A 16318-nucleotide genomic window follows, 5' to 3' on the forward strand; every position below is an offset into this window, starting at 1 on the left:
ATGAAAGACTTCGCGAAACTTATCTGGCGCAATCCAATGGCATTAACCGGGGTGATCATTCTCGCTGCCTTTATTTTTATCGCCCTGTTTGCGCCCTATCTGACCCAACACGTGCCTGACAAGCGCACGGGTAAGCCCCACGAGTATCCTGGTTTTGTGGTTAAGGCTGCGCAAAATAACCCAGACGGTTGGGTGGCAGAAAACCTCGCCACTGACCGTCGCACGCTGGCGATGTCAAAAGACGCAGAGCACGTGCTTGGTACCACTCGCATGGGGCGTGATGTCTGGTCACAAGTGGCGCATGGCGCGCGCGTCTCCCTCGCGGTCGGCTTTGGCGCCGGGATCACGGTGTGCATCCTGGCCACCATCATCGGCGTCTCTGCCGGGTATTTCGGCGGACGGGTCGATGATGTGCTCACCGCGGCGATGAACATCATGCTGGTGATCCCGCAGTATCCTCTGCTGTTTGTCGTCGCCGCCTTTATTGGCGAGGCCGGACCGCTGACGATTACTCTAGTGATTGGCTTTATGTCCTGGGCCTGGGGCGCACGGGTTATTCGCTCACAAACCTTGGCCCTGCGTGAAAAAGAGTTTGTTAAGGCGGCCGAGGTGCTGGGTGAGTCTTCCTGGCGGATCATCTTTGTCGAGATCTTGCCTAACCTGATCTCGATTGTCGGTGCGAGCTTTATTGGATCAGTCATGTACGCGGTCATGATGGAGGCGACGCTGTCCTTCCTCGGTCTTGGCGACCCTAACACCATCAGTTGGGGCATCATGCTCTACAACGTGCAAACCTCATCATCGATGCTGATTGGTGCTTGGTGGGAGCTACTCGCGCCGTGTATCGCACTAACCTTGCTAGTCACTGGCCTTGCGCTGCTCAACTTTGCGGTCGATGAGATTGCCAACCCACAACTGCGCTCGCACAAGGGCATGAAACGCTGGAAAAAGCTCGCCAAGCGCGATAAAGCCGAGCGTGCTCCCGAGCCAACCCCACCAACCGCCATTCTTAGTGGAGAGAAGTAGTCATGACCAAGCCATTGATTTCTATTCGTAACCTCTGCGTGGACTACATTACCGATGCCGGTGACGTGCGCGCGTGTAACAACGTCAGCTTTGACATTGGTCAGGGGGAGGTGTTTGGCCTTGCGGGCGAATCTGGCTGTGGTAAGTCCACTGTTGCCTTTTCACTGATGCGCCTGCATAAGCCACCGGCGTTTATCTCCGGCGGAGAGGTGCTATTTAATGGAGAAGATATCCTGCAATACAGCGACGAGCGCATGCAGGCGTTTCGCTGGAGTGAGATGTCGATGGTGTTCCAGAGCGCCATGAACGCCCTAAACCCGGTGCTGACCATGGAAGAGCAGTTTTGCGATGTGATCATGCGCCACACCAGCATGACCCGAGAGCAGGCCAAGCGCCGTGCAGAGGGGCTGCTGGAGATTGTCGATATTCACCCAAGTCGCCTTAATGACTACCCGCACCAATTCTCCGGCGGAATGCGCCAGCGCTTGGTGATCGCAATTGCACTGGCGCTCAATCCAAAGATGATCATAATGGATGAGCCGACGACCGCGCTCGATGTAGTAGTACAGCGAGAGATCCTGCAAAAGATCTACGCGCTTAAACAGGAGTTTGGCTTCTCTATCCTGTTCATCACCCATGATCTGTCTTTGATGGTCGAGTTCTCCGATCGCATCGGCATCATGTACTCCGGTGAGTTGATTGAGGTCGCGCCGTCAAAACAGATCCTCGAGAGCCCTTATCACCCCTATACCAAAGGGCTAGGTAGCTCCTTCCCCCCCCTGACTGGGCCCAAAACCAAGCTGGCCGGCATTCCAGGCAACCCGCTCAATCTGCTGGAAATCCCGCCAGGCTGTCGCTTCCAAGCGCGCTGTGACCGCGTCCAAGAGGCTTGTACTCGCGTTGCTACCCATCTGCGCCAGATTGAGCCTGGCCGCCTATCTAACTGCCACCTTTACGGCGAGCCAATTACTCAAGCCCGAGTCTAGGAGAGAAGTATGAATACACCATTAGGACAACTGCTGGTCGAGGGGAAAAACCTTGTCAAAGACTTCCCAATCAACAGCAATGCACTCAATCAGCCTATGATGCGCGCCATCAATGACGTGTCGTTCAAGATGTACAAAAGTCGCGGTCTTTCAGTGGTCGGCGAGTCGGGCTCGGGCAAGTCTACCACGGCGAAAATGATCGCCAAGATGTACGCCCCCTCTAGCGGCGCGATTGAGTACAAAGGACGCGATATCCAATCGATCCAGTCCAAGCGTGACCTGATGCATTACCGAGAAGGTGTGCAGATGGTTTGGCAAGACCCGTTTGGCTCACTCAACCCAACCCACACCATCTTCCACCATATCGCTCGGCCCTTGCTGATCCACAAAAAGGTCAGCAAGGGCAACAAAAAAGAGCTTGAGGAGCGGGTGTATGATCTCCTAGAGCAAGTCGGGCTGATCCCGCCCAAGGAGACCGCGGCCAAATACCCCCACCAGCTTTCTGGTGGTCAGCGTCAACGGGTCAACCTAGCGCGCAACATCGCAGTGGGCGCGGAAGTGGTGCTTGCCGATGAACCGACCTCGATGCTCGATGTCTCGATTCGCGCCGGGGTGCTTAATCTGATGGAGGAGATGAAGTTTGAAAAGCAGATGTCGCTTTTGTACATCACTCACGACATCGCCACTGCCCGCTATATCGCCGAGGACCTGGCGGTGATGTACGTCGGGCATATGGTGGAATGGGGTGATACGGAAGCGATCATCCATGACCCTCAGCACCCTTACACTAAACTTTTGGTTTCTGCCGTCCCCGACCCCAGCAAGTCTATCCACCACAAGCTCGAGGGCAACAAGGGCGAGATCCCTTTGTGGACACCACAATCGGTTGGCTGCCCCTTTGCTGGTCGCTGCACCCACGCCTCCGCCCGCTGCCGCGAGCAACTGCCTGAAGTGACGCAGCTGTCAGCCAACCACTTTGTGCGCTGCTATCTGTATCAAGATTAATCTCTGTTTGGGAGGCTCCCCCCTCCCTGTTGTACCTGGAGAAGGAGAATGGGAATGCAATTATTGGTCAATCATATTGGCTACGATGAGACAGCGCCGAAACACGCGGTTTTGATGGCTAAGCAGCCTAGTCTCGCATCCAATCAGGTGACGCTGCACTGCGCTCGAACTCATCAAGTGCAACATCAGCTCACCGTAGGGCTTGGTGAGCGCTGTGATAACTGGCATCAGGGCTATTTTTATACCGTTGATTTTTCTGCCTTTCGTCAGCCTGGCCGTTACTATTTGCAGCATGGTGACTGCCGCTCTCACCCGTTTTGTATTGAGCAAAAGCCGCTGTATCGACGCACGTTTTCCGACCTGCTGCACTACTTTAAATCCCAGCGCTGCAGTGGTGAATTTGAGCGAAATGATCATCAAGTGCCACTACGAAAAAGTGAAGAGTTCTATGACGTGCGGGGCGGCTGGTATGACGCCAGTGGCGATGTGAGTAAATACCTTAGCCACCTCTCTTATGCCAACTACCTCAACCCACAGCAGACTCCGATGGTGGTGTGGAATATGCTCAAGTCACTGACCCTGCTTGAGCAGCGTGATGAGCTGACCCCAATGCTGCGCTCGCGCCTGTGTGACGAAGCCCTGCACGGCTGTGACTTTCTGATGCGGATGCAGCATCCGGACGGTTTTTTCTTTACCACGGTTTTTGACCGCTGGAGTAAGCAAACCGAACAACGTGAGATCTGCAGCTACGCAGGCCAAGCGGGAGAGAAATCGGCTGATTACCAAGCCGCTTTTCGTCAAGGTGGTGGGGTAACGATTGCTGCCCTTGCCTTGGCAGCCCGATTGAGACTGAGCGGCGAGTTTAGCCATGACGATTATCTCGTGGCGGCTGAGCGGGGCTATCGTCACCTCACGCACCACAATCGCGACTACCTCAACGATGGCACTGAGAACATCATTGATGAGTACTGCGCGCTGCTGGCCAGCGTCGCGCTGTATCAAGCCAGTGGTAAGGATTACTACCTGGGAGAGGCGCAGCAATGGGCGCAGCAATTAATGCTGCGCCAACAATCTGACATGCGCTTTCGCCACTTCTGGTCAGCCAACCATGATGGCTCCCGCCCCTATTATCACGCCAGTGAGGCCGGCATGCCGGTAATCGCGCTGTGTGAATACCTATCCCTTGATAGTGAATCCACTCTGGCGCAAAAAGTGCGCCGCACCATCACTCAAGCGTGTCAGTTTGAGCTCGATATCAGCACTATGGTGACGAACCCATTTGGCTATCCGCGCCAGTATATTAAAGCCACTGACCAGCCCAAACAGGATGCGTTTTTTATTCCGCACAACAACGAGAGCGAGTATTGGTGGCAAGGTGAGAACGCCCGCCTAGCCTCCCTTGCCGCAATGGCTTGGATGGCAGGCCCACACCTAACCAACCAGAGGTTCAGCCTTGAGCTTAAGACCTACGCCCAGCGCTGCTTGGACTGGATTGTCGGGCTTAATCCATTCGATATCTGCATGCTCGATGGACATGGTTACAACAATCCCGACTACCTGCCAAGCCAAGGCTTCTTCAACGCGAAGGGCGGGATCTGTAATGGCATTACAGCCGGTTTTAGCGACGAAACGGATATCGCTTTTAATCCTAGACCTCAGTGTGAAGACGCTCTGCAAAACTGGCGCTGGGGCGAACAATGGATACCGCACGCCGCATGGTATCTACTTGCAATCAGCTGTCAGGCAAGTGAGGCGAAAGGCGTGTCGCAATCGCCCTAGGCACTCGATGACAAGTTTATTGACCACATTATTCGCCCGCACGGGCGCGAATCAATCTCAGATTTAACGCTGCAAAGCAGCGAGTTGAAAAGGATATAACCATGAAATACGGCTACTTCGACAATCACCATCGCGAGTATGTGATCACCAGACCGGATGTCCCGGCGCCCTGGACCAATTACCTCGGCACCGAAAAGTTCTGCACGGTTATCTCACACAACGCGGGCGGTTACTCGTTTTACAACTCCCCTGAGTACAACCGGGTCACCAAGTTTCGCCCCAATGCCAGCTTTGACCGCCCCGGTCACTATGTTTACCTGCGCGATGATGAGAGTGGCGATTACTGGAGCATCTCTTGGCAACCGGTAGCCAAAAGCTTAGATGAGGCCAATTATGAGGTTCGCCATGGCCTGTCTTATTCCAAGTTTCAGTGTGACTACAACGGCATCCATGCTAGCAAAACCCTATTTGTACCCAAAGGCGAAGATGCCGAGGTGTGGGATGTGGTGATCAAAAACACCTCTGACCGAGCACGAGTGATCAGCGCGTTCTCCTTTGTTGAGTTCTCATTTAGTCATATCCAATCGGATAACCAAAACCACCAAATGTCACTCTACTCGGCCGGGACCAGTTATCGCGATGGCGTTATCGAATACGACTTGTACTACAACACCGACCCACACGAGGGCTTTTATTACCTCGCCTCTAGCTTCTCACCGGACTCGTATGATGGTCAGCGCGATAGCTTCCTCGGTCTTTATCGCGATGAGGCCAATCCGATTGCCGTTGAGCGGGGGCAGTGCTCGAACAGTGCGCAAACTTGCTATAACCAGTGTGGTTCGCTGCACAAGCAATTTACCTTAGAGCCCGGTGAAGAGGTTCGTTTTGCACTGGTGCTTGGTATCGGTCAAGGCAACGGTGAGCGCCTGCGAGCGAAGTATCAAGACCCTGCGCAAGTTGACCGCGATTTTTCCGCCATCAAGCAGCACTGGGAAGAGCGCTGCGATAAGTTTCAAGTCAGCTCTCCCAACCCTGGTCTTGATACCATGATCAACGCTTGGACGCTCTATCAAGCCGAGACCTGTGTGGTCTGGTCGCGCTTTGCCTCCTTTATTGAGGTTGGCGGTCGCACCGGGCTTGGCTATCGTGATACCGCTCAGGATGCGATTTCAGTGCCGCACTCCAACCCACAGATGACCCGCAAGCGCATCGTCGACCTGCTGCGCGGACAGGTTAGAGCGGGCTATGGCCTACACCTGTTCGACCCAGATTGGTTTGACCCAGACAATGCTGATGTAAGTCCATCTAAATCGCCCACCGTGGTCCCTACACCATCCGATGAAGACAAGATCCATGGCATCGATGACACCTGCTCAGATGACCATCTATGGCTAGTGCCGACGATTTGTCAGTACATCAAAGAGACCGGTGAAGAGGACTTTATCGACCTTGTGATCCCTTATGCTGATGGCGGTGAGGCAAGCGTGTATCAGCATATGAAAGCCGCGCTCGATTTCTCGGCTGAGCATGTGGGCCAAACCGGGATCTGCAAGGGTCTGCGCGCCGACTGGAATGATTGTCTAAACCTTGGTGGCGGAGAGTCAGCCATGGTCTCTTTCCTTCACTACTGGGCGCTCGACGCCTTTATCGAGCTAGCCAGCTACCTCGGCCGAAACGAAGATGTAGAGAAATATACGCAAATGGCGCAAACCGTTCAGCAAGCTTGTGAGAAACATCTGTGGGATAGCGAGGGGCAGTGGTATATCCGCGGACTGACTAAGAACGGAGACAAGATAGGGACAGCAGAGCAGCAAGAGGGGCGCGTGCACCTCGAGTCCAACACTCTTGCGGTCGTCTCTGGCGCGGTTAGTCAGCAGCGCGGCGAGCAAGCGATGGATGCGGTGGATGAGCACCTCTTCTGTGAGTATGGCCTGCACCTTAATGCCCCCTCTTTTGCCACACCTAATGACGATATCGGCTTTGTGACCCGAGTCTATCAAGGGGTCAAAGAGAACGGCGCGATCTTCTCCCACCCCAATCCTTGGGCCTGGGTTGCCGAGGCGAAACTCGGGCGCGGCGATCGCGCGATGAAGTTCTACGATGCCCTCAATCCGTATAACCAAAATGATCAGATAGAGACGCGTATCGCCGAGCCCTACTCATATGTGCAGTTTGTGATGGGGCGCGATCACCAAGACCATGGACGAGCTAATCACCCTTGGCTAACAGGCACATCGGGCTGGGCATATTATGCCGTCACCAACTATATCTTAGGGGTGCGAACTGGCTTTGATGGCCTGACGATTGACCCTTGTATTCCAACCGATTGGCCGGAGTTTAGCATTACCCGTCAATGGCGCGGCGCCACCTATCAGATCACGGTGCTCAACCCACTATGCATGAGCAAAGGGGTGGCCTCAATCACTGTCAATGGCGATAGCATCAGTGGTTGCGTGCCTATCTTTGCGCCGGGCAGCGTCAATCAAGTCGTCGTGACACTTGGCTAGGTAATAAAGAGCGGCCCTGCCGCTCTAACATAAGGATATAACCATGATTAAATTTGGAACGGGTGGTTGGCGCGCGTTTATTGGTGAAGAGTTTACCCGCGATAACGTCGAACTCGTGGCGCAGGCCGTCGCCAATATTGTTAACCATGAACAAGTGGCCGAGCGCGGCTTTGTCATCGGCTATGATCGGCGCTTTCTCTCTGACAAAGCAGGTAAATGGTTTGCCCAAGTACTGGCGGCGAACCAGATTAAGGTCAGCTTTATCGATAAATTTATCCCAACGCCCGTGGTAATGTTTAAAGCCAAGCAGATGAACTGCGCCTATTCAGCCTGCATTACCGCCTCACACAACCCGGCCGATTACAACGGCATCAAGGTGTTTATTGAGGGCGGGCGCGATGCCGATGAGGTGATCACGCAGAAAATCGAGCAGCAGATTGAGCATCTGACTCAAACGGATGTACGCTCAATCGGCTTTGAGCAGGCAGTCGAGCAGGGATGGATTGAACCCATCAACCCAATGAATGAGTTCGTCGATTCGATCATTGCTTTTATTGATATTGAGGCGATCAAAGCGGCCAATCTGAGAGTGCTTATCGACCCTATGTTTGGAGTGGCAAAAAACGCACTGCAGACCGTGTTGATCAACGGCCGCTGTGATGTCGATGTGATCAATGATGGCAAGAACCCGGGCTTTGGTGGCCTGATGCCCTCACCCAGCGCGGCGACCCTGTATCGCCTGAAACACCTGGTCGCAAGTGAAGGCTATGATCTTGGCATTGGCACCGATGGCGATGCCGACCGACTCGGCATCATCGATGAAAAGGGCCATTTTATCCATCCCAATGAGGTACTAATGCTGCTCTACTACTACCTGCTCAAGTACAAAGGCTGGACTGGCTCGGTGGTACGTAATCTCGCCACCACACACCTATTAGATAAGATCGCTGCCGATCACGGCGAAAAATGCTTTGAGGTACCAGTAGGCTTCAAGCACATCAGTGCCCAGATGGAGCAAGACGACTCATTAATTGGCGGTGAAAGCTCCGGGGGCCTAACCATTCGCGGCCATATCAAGGGCAAAGACGGCGTGTTTGCCTCAAGCCTGCTGGTAGAGATGCTCTCAGTGACAGGCAAGAAGCTCTCTGAGCTATTGGAGGAGATCTATCAGCGCTATGGCTACGCCTATATGGCAGAGGGTGATTGCCAGTTTCAGCCAGAAGAGAAGCAAGCACTGTTCGATAAGCTCTACGTCGAAAAAGCCCTGCCAAATTTCGAGCAGTCAATCGAGCGGGTCAGCTATGAAGATGGCGCCAAGGTCTACTTCACCAACGGCGGCTGGATAATCGCCCGCTTCTCCGGCACCGAACCCCTCCTACGCATCTTCGCCGAAATGCCAGACCGTGAAACCGCTGAACAAACCATCGCACAATTCAAACAATTTTTGTCTTTGTCATAGTCCGCTTTAAAGTCCGTTCCTGTAGGTGGAAACCTGTTGCCCAGCATATTAGCTGGGCTTTTTTGTGCACGAGACACGAGTCATTTTCCGAGCGCGATAAACTCCTCGCTCCCCGAAGGGCAAAGCCCGTCCCCGCACCTCGCCCCTATCTGTACGCTAAAATCCCTTGCGTATCCACTTCAACACTGACGGCCTGCCCACGCTGCAGCGGCTGCGGTGAGGTTGCCAGAAGACGGTGGTCATCGATATCGATAACATAGCGGCAGTGGTCGCCCATAAACTGCTGCTCGAGCACGGTGATCTTGCTCTCATCTGATGCGTTGATCACGATATGTTGCGGACGAAGAAGTAGCTCACAATCGCTGCCCGACTCTATCTTGTCTTGTGCTTTCGCCTCAATGATGCCAAGGCTGGTCTCAAAAGTGTCCTCACTGACTCGAGTCGCTTTAAGGTAGCTGCCTCCACCTAGGAAGTCAGCGACGAACTTGCTTGAAGGCTCAAAGTACAGCTCTGACGCCGTGCCATACTGCTCGATCACGCCCTGGTTCATCACCGCCATCTTGTCGGCAAAGGCGAACGCCTCTTCACGCGAGTGGGTAACGAAAATCGCCGTCACGCCCTGCTCTTTAAACAGGCGACGAATTTCACCAATCAGCTCGTGGCGCACTTGGGTATCGATGTTCGAGAACGGCTCATCGAGTAGCAGCAGATCAGGCTTGTACGCCAGCGCGCGAGCGATTGCCACGCGTTGTTGCTGACCACCAGAGAGTTGGTGTGGGTAGCGATCGCCATATGGCTCAAGATGCACCAGTGAGAGCATCTCTTTCACCTTGGCTTGTTTGGCAGATTTATCCATATCACGCAGGCCAAACGCAATGTTCTCCGCCACAGTTAGGTGCGGGAACAACGCATAATCTTGGAAGATCATGCCGATATTACGCTGCTCAGGCGGTATCCAGTGCTCGCCATCATCGATCAGCATGCAATTGAGACTCATCTGGCCGGATTTTAGTGGGATCAGCCCAGCGATCGACTTAAGCAGCGTGGTTTTACCACAACCACTCGCGCCAAGCAGGCAGACGATCTCGCCGTGCGCCACTTCAAGCGACAGGGTATCCAACACGGTTTGGTCATCGTACTGGCAGGTAAGATTTTGAACAGAAAGTGCGCAGCTCATAGTCGATGCTCCAAACAATTAGTGAGAGTGCTCAAGCGAGCGGTTAATAACAATCAAGGGGATCAAGCCGACCAACACCAGCAGCACAGCAGGCATCGCCGCCAACTCAAGCTGTTCATCAGAGGCAAAGTTGTACACATAGGTCGCCAGCGTTTCAAAGTTAAACGGGCGCAACAACAGCGCCGCATTGAGCTCTTTCATCGCTTCGATAAAGACCAGTAAGCCTGCAATTAATGCACCGCGGCGGATCAACGGCAAATGCACACGCCACAGCATCCGGTTTGAATCGCAGCCCATGGTACGTGACGCCATATCTAGCGACGGAGAAACCTTGCTTAGGCTACTCTCAATACTGCCAATCGCCACCGCCGAGAAGCGCACGACCATGGCAAACACGATCGCGAACATTGAGCCTGAGAAAATTAGCCCGGGTCTGCCCCACTCCATCCAACGAGCGATATCGTTGACTAAGTGGTCAAGCGCAATCACCGGCACTAGAATACCAATGGCGAGCACTGTGCCAGGCACTGCATAACCCATTGATGACAAGCGCATTGCCGCCACGTTGGAGCGACTGGCTTTGAGTCGATGGTTAAAGTTCACCACGATAGCCACCGCCGTTGCGATCACTGCGGCACTGATGGATACCTGCAGGCTGTTGATTGCGTATTCCTTAAACTGACTGGTCCAGCTCTGCTCAAAGTAGGCCATCGCGTATTTGATCAACTGGCCGAGTGGCAGAATAAACGCAATTGTCACCAGCCCCCAACACCAAGCCGCCGCGAGCCATTTTTTCCAGCCGTGCAGCTCATAGCGAACATCTTCATGACTGCTAAAGGTGGTTTGGAACAGCTTTTGTCGACGTCGGCTATAGCGCTCGGCACTGAGCAGCACCACCACAAACACCAGCATGACCGCTGAGATTTTGGCGGCAGCTGACAGGCTTGAATAACCAAGCCAAGTATCATAAACCGCCGTAGTCAACGTACTGACAGAGAAATAGTTCACCGTACCAAAGTCACCTATCGTCTCCATCGCAACCAGTGACAAACCCACGGCAATCGAAGGGCGCGCCAGTGGCAGTGAAATGCGCACGAAGCTCTCCCAAGTCGAGCATTTTAAAAGCCGCGCCGACTGCAGCAGCGAGACGTTTTGCTCCATAAAGGCTGCTCGGGCCAGCAGGTAGACATACGGATACAACACTAGGGACAACACCCAGGTTGCCCCGGCTAAGGTACGAATATCAGGGAACCAATATTCCCCCGGCCCCCAACCAGTCATATCGCGCAGCATAATCTGTACTGGCCCGGCAAAATCGAACCAGTCGGTAAAGATATAACCAACGATGTAACCTGGCATTGCTAGGGGTAAAACCAGCGCCCACTGCAATACGCCCGCGCCTGGCACTCGGCACATGGCCATCAGCCAAGCGGAGGGGATACCCAACAGGAGTGATAAAAACATCACTCCGCCAACCAATACCAGCGTATTAACGACATACGTTGGCATCACCGTTAGCATTAAGTGGGCAAAAACATCGTCCGCATCACCTGCTGCAGTGAAAAAAATGGCGAGAATAGGCAAAACCAGCAGCAAGGCACAAGCCAAGCTGCTGGTTTTCCACATCAGGGACCTAGAGTTCATTCTTTGAGTACAAAAACTCCCATTCAAACCCCTCGTTACCGCAACAGTTTGATCACTCATCTAAAGGTCAAACTTCACCTCATCGAGTAAACGAACGGCGGCAGAGTGATAGGTAGCGATATCATCTAAAGTGATAGTGTCTGGCTTAAAATCTCCCCAAGATTGAACCATCTCAGAGCGAGATACTCCCTCTTTGACTGGATACTCAAAATTAACTTCTGCATACATCTTTTGCGCTTTATCGCTGGTCAAAAACTCCATCAATTTCAGGGCGTTTTCAGGGTGAGGAGCGTATTTCGCCATCGCCATGCCTGAGATATTGACGTGTGTTCCTTCGGTCTCTTGGTTAGGGAAATTAATATACACCGCCTCAGCCCAGGCCTTTTGCTCCTCATCAGTGTACATTTTACCCAGATAATAACTGTTACCTAGTGAGACATCGCACAGCCCCTCACGTATTGCCTTGACTTGGGCTCGGTCATTCCCTTGCGGTTTGCGGGCCAGGTTTGCTTTCACCCCCTCTAACCATTGCTTGGTCTCTGCCTCGCCGTGGTGGGCAATCATCGCCGACACCAAGGACACGTTGTATGGGTGTTTACCGGGGCGAGTACATATCTTCCCCTTGTATTTCGGATCAGCTAGATCAGCGTAATTAAAGGCTTCGCCTAGCTTGCCAACTCGATCGCGTGATGAATACACATTACGTGTGCGCAATGTCAGTGCAAACCATTCATTTTCATCATCACGATACTGTGCGGGAACATTAGCGCTGATGACCTCACTTTCAACGGGCTGAACAACCTCCTTATCCGCCAGCTCTGCCAAGCGACTGATATCGACTGTAAGTAGAACATCCGCCGGGCTATACTCTCCCTCCTGTTCCAACTTTTCTGCCATCCCTTGCTTGGCAAACATCACGTTAACCTTAATTCCTGTTTGCTTGGTAAATTCATCAAACATTGGCTCAACCAAGAAGGGCTGACGATAGGAATACACATTGACCTCTTCGGCAGCCATTATGCTCGGGGTAATTAAGGTCGAAACAAGCGAGGTGAGTGTAAGCAGTCTTTTCATCATTAGTCATCCATTATCTGAGCAGTTACAGGCAAATGATAATACTTATCAATTAGATTTATAGTATAGATTGCCAATGTCGTTTTTCAATGTTGAAAGAAAAAGTTATTACGCAAAAAAAAAAGCCCCCCACTATAAGTGGGGGGCTGCTTGGTATAGCTTTGTTTGTTGTTAGCGGTTATTTCACCGTAACAAACTCTGGGTAAGCACCAACACCACAGTCGTGCATGTCCATACCCTCTAGCTCTTCTTCTTCGCTGACGCGGATACCGATAGTCGCTTTCAGGATACCCCAAACCACCATACTTGCCGCGAATACCCAGCCGAAGATAACCACTGCACCAAGAAGCTGAGCACCGAAGGTAGTGTCTGCATTGCTTAGTGGCACAACCATTAGACCGAAGAAGCCACACACACCGTGAACTGAGATAGCGCCCACTGGATCGTCAATCTTAATCTTGTCTAGACCGATGATGCTGAATACAACCAGTGCACCGGCTACCGCACCAACACTACATGCTGCTAGTGGCGATGGTGATAGTGGATCTGCCGTGATTGCTACCAAGCCCGCTAGCGCGCCGTTAAGAATCATAGTCAGGTCAGCTTTGCCCCAAGTCGTCTTACAGACTAGTAGCGCCGCAATTGCACCAGCTGCTGCTGCTGCGTTAGTGTTTAGGAAGATTTGACCAACCGCTGTCGCGTTCTCGAAATCAGAAACCATTAGCTGAGAGCCGCCGTTAAAGCCGAACCAACCTAGCCAAAGGATAAACGTACCCAGTGTTGCAAGTGGCATGTTTGAACCAGGAATTGGGAAGATTTCGCCTTTCTTACCGTATTTACCTTTACGAGCACCAAGTAGAAGCACACCAGACAATGCCGCTGCAGCGCCCGCCATGTGGACAATACCTGAGCCTGCGAAGTCACTAAATCCAGCTTCAGCTAGGAAACCGCCGCCCCAAGTCCAGTAACCCTCCATTGGGTAGATAAAGCCCGTTAGTACCACAGCGAAGATAAGGAAAGACCACAGCTTCATGCGCTCAGCAACCGCGCCTGAAACAACAGACATTGCTGTCGCTACAAACACTACTTGGAAGAAGAAGTCTGACTCTAGCGAGTGGTCAGCATCCGCTGCTTGCTCGCCGATTAGGCCGCCAATCGATGGTAGCCAACCGCCCTCACCATTGTCGACGTACATGATGTGGTAACCCACAAGCAAGAACATCGTACAAGCGATAGCGTATAGACAGAAGTTTTTAGTCAAGATTTCGGTGGTGTTTTTAGAGCGGACAAGACCCGCTTCTAGCATGGCAAAGCCTGCTGCCATCCACATCACCAACGCACCTGAGATGAGGAAGAAAAAGGTATCTAGTGCGTAACGTAATTCAGCTACTGTTACTGAAAGTTCCATAATTATTCTCCAATCCTTTGAATTGTTATAATGCTTCTGTGTCCATTTCACCGGTACGGATACGAACCGCTTGGCTTAGGTCATAAACGAAGATTTTACCGTCGCCAATTTTACCTGTGTGCGCGGCCTTAGTGATCGCTTCAATAACGCGGTCAACGTTCTCTGCTTGAGTGGCAATTTCTAGTTTTACTTTAGGTAGGAAATCCACCTGGTATTCTGCGCCACGGTACAGCTCCGTGTGGCCTTTTTGACGACCAAAGCCTTTTACTTCAGATACCGTCATCCCTTCGATACCTACATCAGCAAGTGCTTCACGCACGTCGTCTAATTTAAATGGTTTAACAATCGCATTGATTAGTTTCATCGCTTCCTCTCCGAAAACATCTTAAGTCTGGTGTGACTCTACTAATCCAAACTACGTGCCAACTTTTATAAATTCAATAAAATCAACAACTTAATATATATTCGTGATTTCACGCACAAAAAAGGCGCACCATATTGGTGCGCCAGACTCACAAAAATGAAGCAAAGCGTTAACAACTCACCATAACGGTGCAAGCTAGTCGATAAACTCTCGCCACTGGATCAGCAGGGATTCAAAATCATCCAGGCCACACATCGACTCAGTCTCATCGGAATAAGTGCTCAGCTCCTCGTCTTGCCAAGCGTCACTGTCGTCTGACACGGTATGGGCCTTGATGGTCACCTCATGGTCATAGATGGATAGGCTGTAGCCCTGCCCTAAGGAGCGCACCTCTTGGAACGGATTTACGCGAGCCTGGTCGATTTGCGCCAAGTAGCTGTCGATAGCACTGATATCTGTGCCTAATTCAGATTCAACCCACTGGGCAATGGCTTCGTGACCCATGCTGCAGTAAACCGTGTAGGTTCCGAGTAAGGTGTTCTTTTTAAATTCAAAATCCATAAATCAACCTGAGCTTGATGAGATTATCTGTGGGGAATTACGTGCTATTGTACCACTGGTTTGGATTGACGATCGAATTGCTCTAGCTATGCTAGTGCCATGATTGCGCCAACTTTACTATTTGGAGCCACTAATGCAACTTAACGAATTGATTGCACGCCAGATTGTCGAGCGAACCATGAAGATTATCCCGCATGCGATCAACGTGATGGATAACCAAGGCCGCATCATTGGCTCAAGCGATCCAATCCGTCTACACCAGAAGCACGAGGGTGCAGTGCTTGCCATCACTGAATCTCGAGTGGTTGAGATTGATGAAGCCACCGCAGAGCGGCTTAAAGGCGTTAAGCCAGGGATCAACTTACCCATCCTGTTTGACCAACAGGTGATTGGCGCGATCGGTATCTCTGGTACCCTTGAGCAGGTGCATCATTTTGGTGAATTGGTCAAAATGACCGCAGAGCTCATCATTGAGCAAGCCGCCTTAATGTCACAGGTAGAATGGAACAAGCGCCATCGCGAAGAACTCGTCTTGCAACTGATCCGTGGCAGCAGCCTTAATGAGCTTCAGCTCAAGGCCATTGCACAGCGCCTCGACCTAGATCTCAGCCAGCCACGTATTGCGGCGGTCGTCAAAGTGCTTCCAAGTGGCAATCAAGCACCAACGCTGGAAAACCTTCAGCAACTGGTTCATCTGCTCGAGTACCCTGAGCGAGACAACCTGGTTGGGATCTTATCGGTGTCCAATCATGAAGTCGTCGTGCTTAAACCAATTAGCCTCACCGCTGACGGATGGTCTCGCCAAGCTGAGAGTAAAAGGATTAATCAATTATTAAAGCGAGTCAAAAAAGAGGCAAGCTTTAAGATAAAAATGGCCTTTGGCGACCACTTTGCCGGCTTATCGGGCCTCGCTCGCTCGTATGACACCGCACAACTCACGCTTGATAGCGTGGCCAATCGACCAGGAGAGGTGTTTTTCTACCAAGATCATCGCCTACCCGTGATCATGAGTAGTTTGCTTGATGACTCGTGGCGACGTGAGCAGCTAGAGGCCCCTTATCTATTGCTCAAAAATCAAGACACCAAAGGCGTGCTGATTAAGACCCTCAAGACTTATTTTAAGCAAAATTGCGACTCATCTCTCACTTGTGAAAAGCTGCATATTCACCGTAACACCCTGCGCTATCGCCTCGAGAAGACAAATCAGATCACTTCATTAAATATCAACAATATAGATGATATGATTCAGCTTTATATCGCCATCAATTTATTCCATTGGAGCCGTTAAAATTGTGCAAATGCACAAATATTACCCCTCTCAACCGATG

Annotated in this window: 13 protein-coding genes; 7 read left to right on the forward strand and 6 right to left on the reverse strand. The window is 52.0% G+C overall.

What is annotated here, in order from left to right:
* The 6 genes from ACSTTG_RS03845 to ACSTTG_RS03870 all read left to right on the forward strand — a co-directional run bounded on the left by ACSTTG_RS03845 (position 1) and on the right by ACSTTG_RS03870 (position 8762).
* Positions 1-1026, forward strand: a complete 1026-nt coding sequence (locus ACSTTG_RS03845; RefSeq protein ID WP_438473829.1) for an ABC transporter permease — start codon at positions 1-3, stop codon at positions 1024-1026.
* A 2-nt stretch (positions 1027-1028) separates the two neighbouring features.
* On the forward strand, positions 1029-2012 hold the full coding sequence (locus ACSTTG_RS03850) for an ABC transporter ATP-binding protein (protein ID WP_438473830.1): 984 nt from the start codon (positions 1029-1031) through the stop codon (positions 2010-2012).
* 9 nt (positions 2013-2021) lie between these two features.
* Entirely contained in the window at positions 2022-3017 is a 996-nt protein-coding gene (locus tag ACSTTG_RS03855) for an ABC transporter ATP-binding protein (protein WP_438473831.1), read from the forward strand.
* 54 nt (positions 3018-3071) lie between these two features.
* Complete coding sequence (locus tag ACSTTG_RS03860) at positions 3072-4796, forward strand: glycoside hydrolase family 9 protein (RefSeq protein WP_438473832.1); 1725 nt, start codon at positions 3072-3074, stop codon at positions 4794-4796.
* 101 nt (positions 4797-4897) lie between these two features.
* The gene (locus ACSTTG_RS03865; protein WP_438473833.1) at positions 4898-7303 is read left to right on the forward strand and encodes a glycoside hydrolase family 94 protein; all 2406 of its coding nucleotides are present in this window, start codon (positions 4898-4900) and stop codon (positions 7301-7303) included.
* Between the two features lie 43 nt (positions 7304-7346).
* A complete protein-coding gene (locus ACSTTG_RS03870) occupies positions 7347-8762 on the forward strand; it encodes a phosphoglucomutase/phosphomannomutase family protein (RefSeq protein WP_438473834.1) in 1416 nt (471 codons plus the stop codon).
* Positions 8763-8907: 145 nt separating this feature from the next.
* On the opposite strand, the gene ACSTTG_RS03875 is transcribed toward ACSTTG_RS03870, so the two are convergent.
* The 6 genes from ACSTTG_RS03875 to ACSTTG_RS03900 form a co-directional block, all read right to left on the reverse strand.
* Entirely contained in the window at positions 8908-9939 is a 1032-nt protein-coding gene (locus ACSTTG_RS03875) for an ABC transporter ATP-binding protein (protein ID WP_438473835.1), read from the reverse strand.
* Positions 9940-9957: 18 nt separating this feature from the next.
* On the reverse strand, positions 9958-11583 hold the full coding sequence (locus tag ACSTTG_RS03880; RefSeq protein WP_438473836.1) for an ABC transporter permease: 1626 nt from the start codon (positions 11581-11583) through the stop codon (positions 9958-9960).
* Between the two features lie 60 nt (positions 11584-11643).
* The gene (locus ACSTTG_RS03885; RefSeq protein ID WP_438459278.1) at positions 11644-12657 is read right to left on the reverse strand and encodes a Fe(3+) ABC transporter substrate-binding protein; all 1014 of its coding nucleotides are present in this window, start codon (positions 12655-12657) and stop codon (positions 11644-11646) included.
* 178 nt (positions 12658-12835) lie between these two features.
* The gene (locus tag ACSTTG_RS03890) at positions 12836-14065 is read right to left on the reverse strand and encodes an ammonium transporter (protein WP_438459129.1); all 1230 of its coding nucleotides are present in this window, start codon (positions 14063-14065) and stop codon (positions 12836-12838) included.
* A 25-nt stretch (positions 14066-14090) separates the two neighbouring features.
* Positions 14091-14429, reverse strand: coding sequence for a P-II family nitrogen regulator (locus ACSTTG_RS03895; RefSeq protein ID WP_164649095.1), 339 nt, complete (start codon positions 14427-14429; stop codon positions 14091-14093).
* Between the two features lie 195 nt (positions 14430-14624).
* A complete protein-coding gene (locus ACSTTG_RS03900) occupies positions 14625-14990 on the reverse strand; it encodes a YacL family protein (protein ID WP_438459130.1) in 366 nt (121 codons plus the stop codon).
* Between the two features lie 133 nt (positions 14991-15123).
* On the opposite strand from ACSTTG_RS03900, the gene ACSTTG_RS03905 reads away from it, so the two are divergent.
* Positions 15124-16278 (forward strand): sugar diacid recognition domain-containing protein, encoded by a 1155-nt coding sequence (locus ACSTTG_RS03905; protein ID WP_438473837.1) that lies wholly within the window; start codon positions 15124-15126, stop codon positions 16276-16278.
* Positions 16279-16318 lie beyond the last annotated feature (40 nt).

Source organism: Vibrio glycogenivorans (assembly GCF_051660965.1).
Taxonomy (GTDB): domain Bacteria; phylum Pseudomonadota; class Gammaproteobacteria; order Enterobacterales; family Vibrionaceae; genus Vibrio.

Bases quoted from the DNA above. Each gene is read 5' to 3' on its own strand.
- ACSTTG_RS03845 (WP_438473829.1), top strand. From the start codon at position 1: ATGAAAGACTTCGCGAAACTTATCTGGCGCAATCCAATGGCATTAACC.
- ACSTTG_RS03850 (WP_438473830.1), top strand. From the start codon at position 1,029: ATGACCAAGCCATTGATTTCTATTCGTAACCTCTGCGTGGACTACATT.
- ACSTTG_RS03855 (WP_438473831.1), top strand. From the start codon at position 2,022: ATGAATACACCATTAGGACAACTGCTGGTCGAGGGGAAAAACCTTGTC.
- ACSTTG_RS03860 (WP_438473832.1), top strand. From the start codon at position 3,072: ATGCAATTATTGGTCAATCATATTGGCTACGATGAGACAGCGCCGAAA.
- ACSTTG_RS03865 (WP_438473833.1), top strand. From the start codon at position 4,898: ATGAAATACGGCTACTTCGACAATCACCATCGCGAGTATGTGATCACC.
- ACSTTG_RS03870 (WP_438473834.1), top strand. From the start codon at position 7,347: ATGATTAAATTTGGAACGGGTGGTTGGCGCGCGTTTATTGGTGAAGAG.
- ACSTTG_RS03875 (WP_438473835.1), bottom strand. From the start codon at position 9,939: ATGAGCTGCGCACTTTCTGTTCAAAATCTTACCTGCCAGTACGATGAC.
- ACSTTG_RS03880 (WP_438473836.1), bottom strand. From the start codon at position 11,583: ATGAACTCTAGGTCCCTGATGTGGAAAACCAGCAGCTTGGCTTGTGCC.
- ACSTTG_RS03885 (WP_438459278.1), bottom strand. From the start codon at position 12,657: ATGAAAAGACTGCTTACACTCACCTCGCTTGTTTCGACCTTAATTACC.
- ACSTTG_RS03890 (WP_438459129.1), bottom strand. From the start codon at position 14,065: ATGGAACTTTCAGTAACAGTAGCTGAATTACGTTACGCACTAGATACC.
- ACSTTG_RS03895 (WP_164649095.1), bottom strand. From the start codon at position 14,429: ATGAAACTAATCAATGCGATTGTTAAACCATTTAAATTAGACGACGTG.
- ACSTTG_RS03900 (WP_438459130.1), bottom strand. From the start codon at position 14,990: ATGGATTTTGAATTTAAAAAGAACACCTTACTCGGAACCTACACGGTT.
- ACSTTG_RS03905 (WP_438473837.1), top strand. From the start codon at position 15,124: ATGCAACTTAACGAATTGATTGCACGCCAGATTGTCGAGCGAACCATG.